16 protein-coding genes are annotated in these 15,276 nt (G+C 42.9%); 2 read left to right on the top strand and 14 right to left on the bottom strand.

Going from position 1 to position 15,276, the window contains the following annotated elements; all coding sequences use genetic code 11:
- Positions 1-58: 58 nt before the first annotated feature.
- The 14 genes from ACSAJE_RS10840 to ACSAJE_RS10775 all read right to left on the bottom strand — a co-directional run bounded on the left by ACSAJE_RS10840 (position 59) and on the right by ACSAJE_RS10775 (position 12,237).
- Positions 59-298, bottom strand: coding sequence for an RNA-binding S4 domain-containing protein (locus ACSAJE_RS10840; RefSeq protein WP_118507728.1), 240 nt, complete (start codon positions 296-298; stop codon positions 59-61).
- 176 nt (positions 299-474) lie between these two features.
- Positions 475-747 (bottom strand): HU family DNA-binding protein, encoded by a 273-nt coding sequence (locus ACSAJE_RS10835; protein ID WP_022025681.1) that lies wholly within the window; start codon positions 745-747, stop codon positions 475-477.
- Between the two features lie 157 nt (positions 748-904).
- Positions 905-1,246, bottom strand: coding sequence for an Hpt domain-containing protein (locus ACSAJE_RS10830; RefSeq protein ID WP_458009051.1), 342 nt, complete (start codon positions 1,244-1,246; stop codon positions 905-907).
- 45 nt (positions 1,247-1,291) lie between these two features.
- Positions 1,292-2,317, bottom strand: coding sequence for a hypothetical protein (locus ACSAJE_RS10825; RefSeq protein WP_458009050.1), 1,026 nt, complete (start codon positions 2,315-2,317; stop codon positions 1,292-1,294).
- A 21-nt stretch (positions 2,318-2,338) separates the two neighbouring features.
- Positions 2,339-3,916 (bottom strand): adenylate/guanylate cyclase domain-containing protein, encoded by a 1,578-nt coding sequence (locus ACSAJE_RS10820; protein WP_458009049.1) that lies wholly within the window; start codon positions 3,914-3,916, stop codon positions 2,339-2,341.
- Between the two features lie 97 nt (positions 3,917-4,013).
- A complete protein-coding gene (locus tag ACSAJE_RS10815) occupies positions 4,014-5,033 on the bottom strand; it encodes a TIR domain-containing protein (protein WP_458009048.1) in 1,020 nt (339 codons plus the stop codon).
- Between the two features lie 22 nt (positions 5,034-5,055).
- Complete coding sequence (locus ACSAJE_RS10810; RefSeq protein ID WP_458009047.1) at positions 5,056-6,057, bottom strand: sensor domain-containing diguanylate cyclase; 1,002 nt, start codon at positions 6,055-6,057, stop codon at positions 5,056-5,058.
- 41 nt (positions 6,058-6,098) lie between these two features.
- Positions 6,099-6,893 (bottom strand): sugar phosphate isomerase/epimerase family protein, encoded by a 795-nt coding sequence (locus tag ACSAJE_RS10805; protein WP_444156296.1) that lies wholly within the window; start codon positions 6,891-6,893, stop codon positions 6,099-6,101.
- 672 nt (positions 6,894-7,565) lie between these two features.
- Complete coding sequence (locus ACSAJE_RS10800; RefSeq protein WP_118691171.1) at positions 7,566-8,111, bottom strand: stage V sporulation T C-terminal domain-containing protein; 546 nt, start codon at positions 8,109-8,111, stop codon at positions 7,566-7,568.
- Between the two features lie 120 nt (positions 8,112-8,231).
- Entirely contained in the window at positions 8,232-8,564 is a 333-nt protein-coding gene (locus ACSAJE_RS10795) for a hypothetical protein (protein ID WP_458009046.1), read from the bottom strand.
- Positions 8,497-8,802: a pyridoxal-phosphate dependent enzyme gene (locus ACSAJE_RS10790; RefSeq protein WP_458009045.1), complete on the bottom strand. Its 306-nt coding sequence runs from the start codon at positions 8,800-8,802 to the stop codon at positions 8,497-8,499. Before ACSAJE_RS10790 ends, ACSAJE_RS10795 begins: the two co-directional genes overlap by 68 nt.
- Positions 8,803-8,832: 30 nt before the next feature.
- Positions 8,833-10,218, bottom strand: a complete 1,386-nt coding sequence (locus ACSAJE_RS10785) for a lanthionine synthetase LanC family protein (RefSeq protein ID WP_458009044.1) — start codon at positions 10,216-10,218, stop codon at positions 8,833-8,835.
- A gap of 302 nt (positions 10,219-10,520) precedes the next feature.
- Entirely contained in the window at positions 10,521-11,432 is a 912-nt protein-coding gene (locus tag ACSAJE_RS10780; protein WP_458009043.1) for a LysR family transcriptional regulator, read from the bottom strand.
- Positions 11,433-11,481: 49 nt separating this feature from the next.
- Entirely contained in the window at positions 11,482-12,237 is a 756-nt protein-coding gene (locus ACSAJE_RS10775; protein WP_458009042.1) for a DUF6033 family protein, read from the bottom strand.
- Between the two features lie 442 nt (positions 12,238-12,679).
- On the opposite strand from ACSAJE_RS10775, the gene ACSAJE_RS10770 reads away from it, so the two are divergent.
- Together ACSAJE_RS10770 and ACSAJE_RS10765 are read left to right on the top strand one after the other, a co-directional pair.
- Positions 12,680-14,212 (top strand): sodium:solute symporter family protein, encoded by a 1,533-nt coding sequence (locus ACSAJE_RS10770; RefSeq protein WP_458009041.1) that lies wholly within the window; start codon positions 12,680-12,682, stop codon positions 14,210-14,212.
- Between the two features lie 151 nt (positions 14,213-14,363).
- Positions 14,364-15,185 carry an amidohydrolase family protein gene (locus ACSAJE_RS10765; RefSeq protein ID WP_458009040.1) on the top strand — a complete coding sequence of 274 codons (822 nt, stop codon included), beginning with the start codon at positions 14,364-14,366 and terminating at the stop codon, positions 15,183-15,185.
- Positions 15,186-15,276: the final 91 nt, after the last annotated feature.

Raw genomic sequence — 15,276 nt, 5'->3', positions numbered from 1 at the left:
AATTAATACAATACGATATGATGTTTTGGAGCATGTTATGCAGGGAATTGATTTAAGATCACAATACCTTATATAACTCTCTTGCCTCATCCTTTTTGTAGGTTTCTTCGATACTCAATACTTCAACCTTAACGACTTTATCACCAAATGTGATCTCAATAATATCGCCTACTTTTACATTCAACGATGCTTTGGCAACTTTGCCATTAACCTGAATACGTCCGGCATCACAAGCCTCATTGGCTACCGGGCGGCGTTTGATCAAACGGGAAACTTTTAAATATTTGTCCAGTCTCATATGTTCACTCTCTCCTCTTATATTAAAATTGCAAAACCAGCGCTTTGCGATGATGTCACGCTGCTTGGCAGCAATTTCCATTAATCTTTTTTCCTTTATAGGAAACGACAAGCTCCCTATAAAGGAAAAAAGAGCTGCATTTCTGCAGCTCTCCAGTGATTACAAATCCAAAAATCTTAGTTTACAGCATCCTTTAATGCCTTACCAGCTTTGAATTTAGGAGCCTTAGATGCCTTGATCTGCATCTTCTCGCCAGTAAGTGGGTTTCTACCCTCACGAGCTGCTCTCTGAGCTACTTCGAAAGTTCCAAAGCCAACTAACTGTACTTTCTCATCTTTCTTTAACTCATCTGTTACAACCTCAATAAAAGCCTTCAAAGCCTTCTCTGCATCTTTCTTAGAAAGGTCAGCACTCTCAGCCATAGCTGCTACCAATTCTGTCTTGTTCATGGATTTAATCCTCCTCAAAAATTAATATTTCCGTAAAAACTTACAAGTCTAGTTATACCCTTTATACAAGCATTTGTCAAGGTTTTTCACGAATTCTGTCCGAAAAACAGGCATTTTTCACATATTTTCATCTCATTCTACACATGTAGAAAGATATTTAATTATTTTTGCACAATGTCGCATACTTTTTCCATATTGCACACAGTTGATCATATTGCTCCATTACACCATCTGTTTTGCCGGTGCGAAGCGGCTCTACGATCTTGCTCAATATATTCGCAATAGGAACCAGTCCCAAATTGGACGCTGTTCCTTTCATTCCATGTGCATTCACAAATGCATCTGTGATCCGCCCTTCGTCAAGTTGGCATTTCAAGTGCTCCAATCCTTCTCCGCCAATGAAAAGATCGTAACATTCCTGGTAAAACTCTTTGTCATCTAAGAACCGCTCCATTGTTTTTTCAGTCTCACAGCCCCACTGCTCCAAAGTTTCTAACATACTTTTGTCCTCCCGCATTATGTCTTGCGTTTTGTGCCCCCGTTTCTATATTTGAACCTTTTCATAGGTTTCCGCAAATATATCACGCTGTATCACATAAATATCGGTAATGTCATCTAGTCTCACCGCCAGATAATCGCCCGGTCTCCCCAAAAAATACTCTTGTTCACTATTTTTCGAAAATACTCTGGTGCGTTTCTTAAGCTCCTGGCAACATATCACTGCCTGTGTTTTTGGATAACATAACCTTGCCATTTCATCAATACTGATATATCCTCCATCCGAAACGGTCTCTACCACCGGAATAAAATCCAGCATTTGCGTAAAAATGTCCAGCGGTTCTTCCGTCGGTTCATATGTCGCCAAAAATTTATCTCTTCGGATGTGGTATACTTCCCCGCGTCTGCCGATCATAATGTATATATCCGGATCTGCAACGATCGTAATACCTGTTTCATTTTCCAAGGATTTAACCGCCAGTTTCGTTCCTGCAGCCGCAATCCGATCGGTCGGCACAAACGCCCAGCTGATCCTCTTCTTGCGGTAACGATCCATCTCCAATATCTCTTTCTCATGCATTTTCGCATACTGCAGCGCATCGATGCACGTGTCTTCCTCGAAATATTCTGCTACTTTTCCCTGCACAAATTCCATATAATCTGCAGCATCCATCCCTGTCATATGTGCCTTGAAAAGAGCTGCCGGAACGCGTCCACTCGCGGAAACAGCATTCCCTTTAACAAGTCCCATTTCCTCAACAATACTGTCAAGCAGATCGACTGCGCGAACGGCATTCGTCCTGCTGTAAAAATACAGCCACACTTCTCCGTTTTTTTCCGTAAATGCCAGAAAATATTCTGCCTGCTGCAGCTTTTCGCCATTTGTCGGTGACTCTGCAGCCGCCATCTGTGCAAGTACTGCCTGCGGCTTATCTGTACTGTCCGAAAATCCCAAAGTTTCTTCCAGCGTCCCTGCATATTCTAACAACAGCAAAGACTGGCTGCGCATATAATATGCCTGCAGGATATCGTCACTCTGAAGTTCTAACCGTTCAAACATTGCATTCTCCATTTGCGTCTCCTTTTTGTCAGATCAATATATAATCCATGGATACGGATGCATATACGGATGCATGGGATAGGTATATTTCTCGATCACTTCAAACCCATAGGTGATATGTACCTCGATCACACCTTGTGACCTTTTCAAGATCTTAGCATATATCCTGTCACAGCCTGTAGCCTGAACATCATTCCCCGGCTTCTTCCCGTCACCCGTATCTGTATCGGTATTCCTGTTTGTCTCCAAATAGATTTCCATATCCGAATACAACGGAATATCCGGTTCTATCTTATCTTCCAATTCGATTCGAAGATTGCGATCGAGCGTCAGTAAAACAATCTTTCCGCGCAAGGTCTGATCGGTCACCAGCTCATCTTCAATGCACTGAATCGTGCATTGAAGCCGACCACGCCAAAAAAAGCCGGCCAGTTTATGGTGAGCCAGATTGCAGCTATAGGGTGTTCCGATTCCTGTTACACTATATACTTTTAACGGTGTGGAAATCCCTTTGACCTGTATCGTAAATTTCCCGTCCGTCTTGATCGCCGCATTTGCGTTTTGTACGGTATCATAGGATACGAGTACCTGACCACCGACACTCGCACCCTCTATTCTCGAACATTCATTAACGGCCTGACCGATGACGTTATATCGCATCATCGTTTCTGATCCGAAATTTCCGATAAATACTTCTCCGCGATGTATGCCAATTCCCATCTCTAGCGGCACCAGCCCTTTGGAAATAATATAGTCATTGACCTTTGCCATCGCTTTCTGCATCTTTATACCGGCTGTAATTCCTTCTTCAATCTGTGCCTCAGAATCTGGAGATGCTCCAAACACGGCAAGAATGGCATCTCCCAAAAACTCGATCACCACGCCGTAATATTTGGTAATGCACTGCAGCATTTCATCAAAGAAACAATTAAGAATATCCGTTACCGCCTCCGGCGTCATGCTTTCTGACATTGCGGTAAATCCACGCAGATCAGCCATCATCACCGTAAGCTTTCGCTTCTCACCTCCAATAACCGCACCTTTGGGATCTTCCAAAATGCTGTCAACGACATTATCTGAGAAATAACGTCCAAAAATCTGATGCAGCAATTGATTTCTTGACTGGAGCTGTTTGTTAAGCCGAATGATCTCTTTTGCCTCCTGCAGATCTCCTGCCTGTTTTTGCAACATGATCTCGTAGTTTTTCGTTGCCTCATGCTGCCACGCCGTTCGCTCGATACGCATGATACCCGCTCGCGAAAACGGCTTATGTACAACGACTGTGGCACCCTTTTCGTAACATTCCTCATCCAGTTCTTCGCTGCGTTTTTCGGTCATAAAAAACAAAGGAACACCGCCTAGCGACTGCTGCTTGCGCAGAAAAAGAACACTGGCAAAATCTTCTTTCTTTGCCATTTGATAGTCAAAGATAATAAGAGAAGGCGTACTGATTCTCGACCGCTCCCCCTCCTCCTGTGCCAGTGCGGCTTTCTGAACCGCCTCAAAGGAAAGCAGACAAAGTGCGCGCATTGATCCTGCCGCATTGATCCGTCTCTGCGCCTCGATCATTTCGAGACGATCATCCCCAATCACCCAAATAATTTTCTCCATAAGCAGAACTCCTTCCCCGACACACTGTTTTCCTCGCCCTACACTTGCACTTACTCAGTGTTCAGCATTATACATCCTCTTTCCAAATACGCGATATCTACCGCGAAGAACGCCAGTTGCCGCTTTGACCGTAGTTGACCGAAAATCCTTTCAGCTTTTTACACTGATCGCACAAATAACCGGTTCGAATTGGCGCACCACAGTTTTCGCAGGACATACGGATCGGTGACTGCCTTGGTATCTCTAAATATTCCTGCCGCAAGAACTGTTCGATCGCTTTGCGAGGCACCCCTGTTTCGCGTTCTATGATCAACGCCGGAGTTGCTCCGAAGCGCTCCAAATACAAGCGTACCGTCTGAAAATAATCGTAATTTTCCCTGCCGCATACCTTACAACGATAAACGCCTCGTGCAATCTTTTCTACACCTTCACCACAATATTTACAATCCATTGGTATTCTATTTAGCGATAACCCCTCGGCACACATCCGTGTACCAACGGTATAGATTTCTCCCGGAACATCTTCCTCCGAATAGCGCGCCAAAGATCCAAACTGTCCGGTGTTATTTTTAAGCGGGCGAAATTTTGGCTTAGACGATACCATCCTGTCATTTGTCCGGCCACTGTCCGCAGTCTGTGACTTTTTTCCTGCGGCTGCCTCGACACTTTTTGTCTGATCCATAAATGCTTGGATGCCTTCGCCGGATGTCCCTCCTGTCGTATATGGCTGCAGCTGTTCACACAAACTCTTTACCGCAGCTACCTCTCCCAAATAATATGGGATCATCTGTACGTTATTCAAATAGAAACTAAATGTATCGTTCATTGGCGTATCGTCAATCTTAAACGGAACAATATTTTTTTTATAACAGATCGCACTGTCAACCTCTTTTTCTACCCATACCGATTCCTGCGATTCCTTAGATAAGATTAGCAAAAACAGATCACATTCTCTGATTGCACGCGGAATCTCTCTAGCATAATTTGACCCCACCGGGATCATATCCGGTGCTTTCCAATAGGATACTCCAATATGTTCTAGCACGCGGACGATCTTATGAACCAACTCTTTATTTTTGGAACTATAACTAATAAAAACAGATTTTATTTCTGCCATTTTTGTATCCACACCTTTCTAATCAAACAACAACCCGGTTTCGTCCGGTAGTTTTTGCCTGATACAAACGTTCATCTGCCTGCTTTACGTTTTGATCCATCGTCTGATCACCGTCTAGCTGATATACTCCAAAAGACATCGTTACCGCAATATGATGCTCCTCAAATTCGATCGACATATGCTCGACGATCTCTCGAATATGTTCTGCAATCTCCTGTGCTTTGACAAGCGGACAATCCATACACATCAGGATAAATTCTTCACCACCCCATCGCACCGCCTCATCTTCAGATGCAACATGCTCTTGCAGCACCGCTGCTATTCTTTGTAATACGGCATCACCTGCGTTGTGTCCATAGGTATCGTTTACTTTCTTGAAAAAATCAATATCACACATAATTATGGACGCCGTTCCGTTTTGTGGATCTGACACGGCTTCCTCATAAAACTCATAAAATCCGCGGCGATTGGTCAGCCCTGTCAACGGATCTATACGAATCTCCGTGTCCAACAAATAGGACTCCAATGTTTTGCCACAATAAACAGCCGCTAATGTGAGATGTTTCTTATCTTTCTCATCAAACGTCCCCGCCGTTCCGTCTGCATTCAGCTTATTGATCGCCTGATACGCCCCGATCACTTTACCCTTGGCATTCGTTACCGGCATGCACAAAATAGACTTTGTCACAAATCCTGTCTGCTTATCCACCGCCGGATTGAACCGTTCATCCTGATACGGATCATTAATCACGATCGTTTCTTTATTTTGGATGGATGCATCTATGATCCCGCTCCCCTCGGGTACTGTAATCTTGTCACTTCCCACCGCAGCTAACGTCCAGTACTGCTTATGTTTCGCATCCCAGTACCAAAATGATGCGCGCTCAGAATGCGCCAGCACACGGCCAAGATCCGTCAGCAGTGAAACGACCTTGGAAAAATCTTTTTCATCGACCAACTGACTCATATATAAAAATATGTCTTCGAGCATCTGCTCTGCACTATATGTTATTTGCTGTTCCATTGTGATTCCCCATTTCTATGTCATTTAGCAAAAACAGTGTTCTATAGTTTCTTTCGTAAATACTCCAACGACCGCCGCTGGTTATCCGGTTTTGTCGTCTCGATCAGTACACTGCATTCTTCAAAATATGTTTGATAATATCTGCAAAACAATTCCCAGTCGATCCTGCCATCCCCAACAGCAAGATGCAGATCCCTTCGCAGATCGTTATCGTTTATATGGATATGTCGAATATATTGCCGCAGTGCTTTGATCCACTCCTCGATCGGCGTATCCGATAAATGCGCATGTGCATAGTCCAAACATACTCCGAAATTAGAATATACGCATAACTGCTCGGATATTTTCTGTAAAATAACCGGATCGCTATCAAACATATTTTCCATGTAAATTTGTATCTCCGGATATGCTTCTAACAGTTTCCGGACGAATGTACAGGTGCCGTCAACCACCTGATCATCATATACAATATTAGAAAGCATCGGATTCCAATTTGTGTGGAATACAACCCCTTTCACCGAAAGTTCTTGGGCAATCTCCATGCTCTGTCGCATACGAAGTTTTGAAATCTCGCGGATCTGTGGGTCGTAACTAAACACCGACACATCATAGAACGCCCCGTGCATCGTGCTTCCTGCCGGAATCCCGGCCTTCTGATATTTCTGTATAATATCTTCTCTTCGTTTCTTATCTTCAAACACAAGCGGATCATAAAAATCATTGATTTCAAAACCAACCTGATACTCCTGCGCCAAATCCTCATACGCCTGCAATTCTTCGGCAAGCGATACGATCAAAAAATCTCCCATATTTTGCTCCCGTTTTTTAATTTTCACCGGTTCCTTTTGCAAATTATTATAGCATAAATTGAATTGCTTATGCAATTATTGATAACAGGTTCGCACAGAAAAAAGACCCATCACCTTTCGGCAATGGATCTTATATTACTGTCTCAAACTTCGCACATCAAAAATTACCATGTTGTCACTTATTGCTTATTATGTCGATAGTTTAATTATATTTTGCAACCACCATATTGTGGGTTCTGCCATGAAGAAACTATAGCAATTGCCTTGCCGCAATTAGTTTTCACAGTGATTTCTAGATTTTGTTGTCTCTGATTTATGATTTACATGCCTTACGGAAACTCGAAGTCCCGGAAGTAAGGTATTCATCATTTTTGAAAGGGACTTTGCGCTCGTCGTTACTTATGTCTCGTATTTCAGAGACATTAAGTAACGTGACGTAGCGCATCGTAGCGAAAGCGTCCCGTCCAAAAATTGATGATACCTTGCTAAACCGGGACATCTCAGACACTCCTTCAGGCATGTATTCATCAGAGACTTAACAAAATAAGAAATCACGCAAAAACTCTGCGTTCTGCGGCAATTGTCTTAGTTTCTTGATGGCAGAATAATTTACTTTATTGGCTGCAAAATAGCTATTATTTTACTTACATAATAAGCAATAAGTGACCAGATGGCAGCTTCGGATGTGCGAAGTTTGAATTACTGTTCTAATTGTCTTCCCAAAAAACCTGCTGCCACGCGAGCTAATTTGTGCTCCGTATCTCCCAAAGGCATCTCTTTGCTGCGTGTAAATATTACAACGGCCCCTATCGCATCTCCTTCTGATATGATTGGACAGATCACTTCCCATGCAAAGTTCTCAGGCTCATCACACACTTTCCGATACTCTTTGCCTGCTCCGGAGGCGACCACGCTCTCTCTTCTGTCGATCATACGCTCCAAATCCCTGCTGACTGCTTTATCTAACAGCAATTTTTTCGTGCCTGATGATGCAGCTATGATATGCTCCCGGTCCGTCACCGCAACTTGATGTCCCGTTGTCTGCGCTAATGCATCTGCATACTGCTGTGCTAATATTCCCATATCCTCCATCATGGAATATTTCTTTAATATCACTTCGCCTTCTCTGTCTGTATAAATTTCTAACGGGTCTCCTTCACGGATACGCAAAGTACGACGAATTTCTTTCGGTATTACGACTCGTCCCAGATCGTCAATTTTTCTGATTATTCCTGTTGCTTTCACCAATGTTTCCTCCAATTCCATATTTTAGCAATAACAAATTGTCATTTTTGCTACATATTCACTTTGGAGTTAGTATGTGGAAATCCGGAAAAATTATACAACCGAGATCTCACCTGCTGATTACTGTACTTTTTTATCAAGTGGATACATATTGGTGCTTAAATATTTCATTCCGTTATCTGCCAAAATAACAACAATATTTTTGCCGGCATTTTCCGGTCTTTGGGCAACAATAGTTGCTGCGTGCAGTGCTGCACCGGCAGACTGTCCCAAAAACACACCATCCGTCTGTGCAATTTCGCGGCCAAGAGCATACGTATCTTCCCAGATCTCCGGTTCGGTTGTCGCATAATGAACTCCCGGATTGGCCTCATTGGCCAACTGGTTAATGAAATAATGATGCGTTGGCTGAGCATCGCAATATTTCTGAATCAGAAAATGCAGCCAACCCAATTCCGGTATTTCCAGAGGTATTTTCTACGATCGTATCTCCCGGGTGAAGAATACCATCTTCCTCTGCCTTTTTGATCATGTTAAGAGCGGCGCGGTCCTTGATGGAACCCGATGGATTAAAATACTCCAATTTTCCCAGCAAATGTGCTTTGATATCGTGTTTTTCCTCAAACTTTTCAAACTCAAATAACGGTGTGCGTCCTACTAATTCTTCAATATTTTTTACAATCTTTGCCATAACTATTCTCGTTCCTTTCTTTTTTGCAATTTACGATACATACAGATCTTGATAAGGATCTTCTAGGTATCCCGGTAAATATGTCTTATCTTCTATGTACTGCGCCAACGCCAGCAACGATGCCGCGCAGCCGCCACTTCCGTGATACAGTCCCACATACGCCTCTGATCTGTCCGGTTCATGCCGGTTCCAAGACGTATACCAATTGCGCACTTTGTGCTGATAGGTCGATTCACCAATGATCGCCTCAGCCGCCTCATAGGCCGCATCCAGATATACCGCATTACCTGTCAGCTTATGTACATGCAGAAAATGTTCTAACATTCCCGTTGCACCACAGCAATAGCAATTCGTTCTCCAATAACCGTCCGAATGTTTCGTTGGCGCACCCGCTGCCAACAGACCATTGGTCAACTTAATGACAAAATCTTTATACGATTCGTCTCCGGTAATCCGATACAGTTTGTAAAACAATCTTGAGGTGCCGATCGGTCCCTGACATACTCCCAGATAATACAGGTCTGTCAGATACGTATCGTTATACTTAACCAAAGCTGCCTCGCCATCTTCGGAGTAGTCTGCAATATTTTGAATATACTGTGCCGCTTTCTTTGCAATGTCTAAATATTCTTCCTGATGCGTCTGCTCATATACGCTTGCCAAAATATAACCACAGCCTGCAGCACCATATTCAAATCCCGGAAAATAGCCACCCGCTTTGCCAATTGTCGGAAAAGTCTCTGTATCCATTACGTACCAGCGGTATCCACCCTGCGGCGCATCTTCCTTGCGGTCTGCAATATATTTTGCCGCTTTTGCCGCGGCATCCAGATATTTATCACCGCCGAACGTATTATAAATGTCGAGCAGAAATAGGATCAAACCACCTTCGCCTAATATGCCGTAAAACCCATACCAAGTAAGTGCTCCCTGCTCGTCTTTTGCTGCCTCGATCGCATCATCGGCAACTGTCAGCGCAAACTGCTTATAACGTTCCTCTCCTGTAATTCTATAGAGTTCCTTTGCAACATAGGCACCTCCCGCCGGACCATTCAAATAACCGATGTAGACCCCCTGCAAAAATGGTACTTCCGTCGCAAAATCCTCCTTGCCACGATATTTACGGATCACATAACGGATACCTGCCTCCGCCTTGCGTAAGTATTTCTCTTGCTCTGTCGCGACATAATATTTCAAATATAATAATGCAATTCCTGCTGCGCCCGCATACAAACTCGCGTCATCTAAAAGTAAGGCATCCTTTTCCACTTGTTTGCCCGGCATGACATCCCAGCTCTCCACATCACCATCTACATGGCCATATTGTTCAATCCAATTGACCGATTCTGCTGCCGTCTGGAGAAGTCTCTGCCGATCTAACGGTGCAAATGCCTTGATCCAGTTTCTTTTACTCATAAGCGCTGCTCCTTTCTCCCACTATCTCTATAGGAATTATCTATATTCGAATCATACTACTCTTTTCGATCTTTGCATAATCTCAAAAAAATATAACGTGTTATAGTTTTTTTCTATAACACGTTATATTTACGCAACATTATTATATTTATGCGATACTGTTATACTTACGCGGTACTCGTTATACTTACGCAGCATTATTATATTTACGCAGCATTATTATACTTACGCAGTACTGTTATGCTTATGCGGCATTATTATACTTATGCGGTACTTGTTATACTTACTCGCCTTTATTATATTTACGCCAATACCTTATCCTTGTATTTGCTTAACTCTTCAAGGAATTTATTACCCATTTCACTCATAACTGACGCTTTGCGCGCGATATAGCCAATGGTCATTTTCTCGTCTGTCTCTAATTTAACTGCACAAAACGCAGAACCGTTCAGTTCCTCACAAATAATGCCGGAACATAATGTATAACCATTGATCCCACCCATCAGATTAAGCATGGTCGCTCTATCATTAGCACGCACCAACTGCTTGTAAGCATAGGTGCTCAGTACTTCTTCCGCATAATAAAACGAATTACTTTCTCCTTGTGCAAAGGCAAGACACGGATAATCATTCAGCTCTTCCATAGTGACGCTTGACTTGCCCGCAAGCGGATTATTTTTACTCATGTAGGCATAAATCCCACATTCAAACAACGGTGTAAATACCAGCCCGGACTCCCGAAAAATCTTCTGCAACACCGCCTGATTATAAGCATTCAAATAGAGCACACCTATTTCACTGATCTGATTTTTGACGTTTTCAATGACTTCATGCGTCTTCGTCTCATGGATCTCAAACTCATACTCTTCCATGCCATACTGATCGATCACTGATACAAACGCATTCACCGCAAACGTGTAATGCTGCATAGAGACATGAAAAGTACGCTTGATATTTTTGTGCGATATATATTTAGCATCCAAAATGTCATATTGCTCGATCACTGACTTTGCATAGCCCAAAAACTCACGTCCCTTGACAGTAAGAGATATGCCGCTCTTTGTTCGCGCGAAAATTTCGAATCCAACTTCCTGTTCTAACGACTTCAAAGATGCAGTCAGGCTCGGCTGCGAAATGAACAGTTTTTTGGCAGCTTCATTGATCGAACTGTCTTTGGACAATTCCACAATATACTTTAATTGATTCAAGGTCATCGTTCTAGTTTCCTTTTTTATTATGTCCCATTTTTAGGACAATTTGCTCCTATACGGAAAGATCAAATTTCTGTCCAACAGACTGGGTGGCCTCTTCTTTCACCGTATTCCAGTCAACCTTCTGTAATTTATCTAATAGCTCCTCGTAGGATGATGCCTGGACTTTTGTCTTTTTCTTCACGGTCTCTTTCTGATCGGCAGCTTTTTCCTTTTGAGCGGCTTTCTTCTTCTCTTCTGCTTTGGCATCCTTTGCATCTTCTATGCGCTCTTTCTGCTTTGCTGTAGACTTCTCCAGTTCCGCAAAGTATGACACTGTACCATCATCACGAAAAGCAATGCCTACTTTCACAATGTCGTCATAAGATGCGCCGTTCTGACCATCTTCTGTCTCTTTGTTGGCAAGCTGTTCTTTAAGCTGCTTGAATTTCTCAAGTGCATCATTGATCATGTCGAGCCTTTCCTGCTTGTAGCTCTCATCGTTTGCCATCTTTTCCAGTTCATCGCCGGTAAACAACGCCGAAAAATCTTTAGTCCCTGCAGACATGATCGACTGTGCTTCCTCATCACTGCTAAAATCTGCCACAAAAAAATCCATATTGGTATATTTATCTTTCAGCTCGTCTAACAACGCTTTCGCTTTAGTCGAAAGATTATCATATGTATTCGTCTTATCTGCCGCTGTACTGCTGCTTTTTTTTGCAGGGGCTGCATTATTCTCTGCCTTTGCTGCTTTCTTATTCTGCATTGTCTTTGCCACATCATAATACTGTGCTGCTGCACCACTATTTGTCACTACCTGATTCATACATTACCTCCATTTACTGTATGTCACTCTGAGTCATCTGCGCCAACGTCTCACATCTTGCGCGACATCACAACGTCCAATCGCATTATGTAATATTTCGGCTATTTAATATATCGGATAAGATTTGCTATTTCCTTACGCAATTTTCATTTGTTCCGTCTAAACGTCAAAGACGACTGAAGAAGCGGAACAGATGCACCTAACAAAGAGCTATTTGATCCTGCGCAATGATCTTTCCATTCTGCCACAACATGATACAATCCTATAATTAAACGATATAATCGTTGTACGCACTTCACAACCTATGGTATGATAAAGTTGCTGTTTTTGCATAGATGCTTTTGTGAACATGAGTTTGTATACACAGCAAATAAGCTATTATATGTGAATATGAGCATGTATACGCAGCAGATAAACTATTCTAAAGAAATGGAGAAGAAGTATGAAATTAGCAATTTTAATCCTTTACTTTGCAGTCTTGATCGGTATCGGGCTGTATTGCAGAAAACACACTACTGATGTCAATGGTTTTGTATTAGGTGGTCGCTCAGTTGGTCCCTGGCTGACTGCTTTTGCCTATGGAACCTCATATTTTTCTGCCGTTGTCTTTGTCGGCTATGCCGGACAATTTGGTTGGAAATATGGTATTGCAGCGACTTGGGCCGGTATTGGAAATGCACTGATCGGCTCGCTGTTAGCATGGGTTGTCCTAGGTCGACGCACCCGAATAATGACACAGCACTTAGACTCGGCAACAATGCCACAGTTTTTTGGAGAACGTTTTAACAGCCGCGCCCTAAAGGTCGCTGCTTCCGTCATTATTTTTATTTTCCTGATCCCTTATACAGCATCTCTTTATAATGGATTATCACGTTTGTTTGGTATGGCTTTTGATATTGACTATTCCGTATGTATCATCATTATGGCTGTACTTACCGCAATTTATGTTATTGCAGGCGGATATATGGCAACGGCGATCAATGATTTCATTCAGGGTATCATAATGTTGGTCGGCATTGTTGCGGTCATCGCTGCGGTATTGATGAGCAAGGGCGGATTTATGGCTTCCTTGAATGGTCTGGCTCAGATAAGCGATCCGGAAGTTTCCAAAGCACCCGGCATTTTCGCCTCTTTCTTTGGCCCTGATCCACTTGGTCTTTTGTTTGTGGTTATTTTGACATCGCTCGGTACCTGGGGGCTGCCACAGATGGTACAAAAATTTTATGCCATCAAAGATGAGTCCTCGATCAAGACAGGCACTATTATTTCAACAATCTTTGCCATGATCGTTGCCGGTGGAAGTTATTTTCTCGGTGGATTTGGCCGTCTGTTCTCGGATCAGATCGACGTGGAGGCAAACGGCTTTGACTCTATTATCCCAACCATGTTATCCGGGCTGCCATCCGTGCTGATCGCCTTAGTCGTGATCTTAGTGTTGTCTGCTTCGATGTCAACATTATCTTCGCTCGTTATTGCGTCCAGCTCTACGTTGACGATTGATTTTATCAAAGATAATTTTGTGAAAAACATGAGTGAAAAGAAACAGGTATTACTGATCCGCGTTTTGATCGTGGTATTTATCGCAATATCTTCAATCTTAGCTTTGATCCAGTATAAGAGCTCCGTAACATTCATTGCGCAGTTGATGGGCGTGTCTTGGGGTGCTCTTGCCGGTTCTTTCTTAGCACCATTTATGTACTCTCTGTACGTAAAATGGGTCACCAAAGCGTCCTGTTTTGTCTGCTTTATTTTTAGCTCCGTATTGATGATCGCTAATATTTTCTGCAGAGAATCTTTCCCTGTAATTATGCAGTCACCGATCAACTGTGGTGCTATCGCGATGTTGGCCGGACTTGTGATCGTGCCGGTTGTCAGTCTGTTTACTCCAAAACCGGACAAAGCAATGGTAGACAGTACGTTTGCTTGTTATGACAAGGAGAATACAGTATCCCAAAAAACTGCGTTAGGAAAATAATGGTACTGGGATATTAATGGATGAATAATAAAGTTGACGGCTACGGGAAATGCTATACTGGCAACTAGATACTTATTGATTTACCATAAAATTAATGGTTATGGAAAATGCTCTCAATAGCAGTTATTATATGACAGAAAGAAGGATTGTTATGATTATTGATTTTCATACACATATATTTCCAGAAAAAATCGCCAGTCGGGCTATTGCAAGTCTGGAACAAAAAGCAAAGATGCGTGCGCACGTAAGTGGTGTTGAGGCGTCACTCCGTGCATCCATGGATAAAAGCGGTGTTGACCTGTCTATTATTCTTCCTGTGGTTACGAATCCGCATCAATTCGAAACGGTGAATCGTGTCGCAGTGGAAACCAACGAACACACCAAGGAAACCGGACTGTTATCGTTCGGCGGCATTCATCCGGATAATGACAATTACCGGGAAATCATTCAATTTCTTGCAGACCATGGCTGTAAGGGGATCAAGATCCATCCGGTGTATCAAGGTGTGGCGATTGATGATATCCGATTTTTGCGCATCATTGACTGTGCGGAAGAATACGGTTTGGTCACCATTACACATGCCGGATACGACATTGGTTTTCCGGGAGAAGAACAATCCCTTCCTGTACACATATGCAATATGCTGGATGAAATCAAACCGTCCCGCATGGTTCTGGCACATATGGGCGGCTGGGGATGTTGGGATCAGGTTATGGATCGCATCATTGGACGAGATGTATATTTAGATACTGCTTTTTCAACGACTTCAGCACCCCGTGAGGGCGCGCCATTGTCCACGGATCTGTTCACGGTAATGATCCAAAAACATGGTGCTGACCGCATTGTCATGGGCAGCGATAGTCCTTGGAGCGATCAGCTAGACTCTATCAATGCTATAAAAAATTGCAATATTCCAGAAGAAAGCATAGCAAAAATTCTTGGAGATAATGCAAAGAAATTATTGCAGTTATAGCTGCTATCTGCATTTTAAAAAACAATGTGAGAATATAAGTAACAGGGCATATCAACTGTGATATGCCCTTGCTTTTATGCGTGTTTGTATT

The sequence above is a fragment of the Jutongia sp. SJQ-6 genome, assembly GCF_054161275.1.
This window is presented reverse-complemented; position numbering and strand designations above follow the sequence as displayed.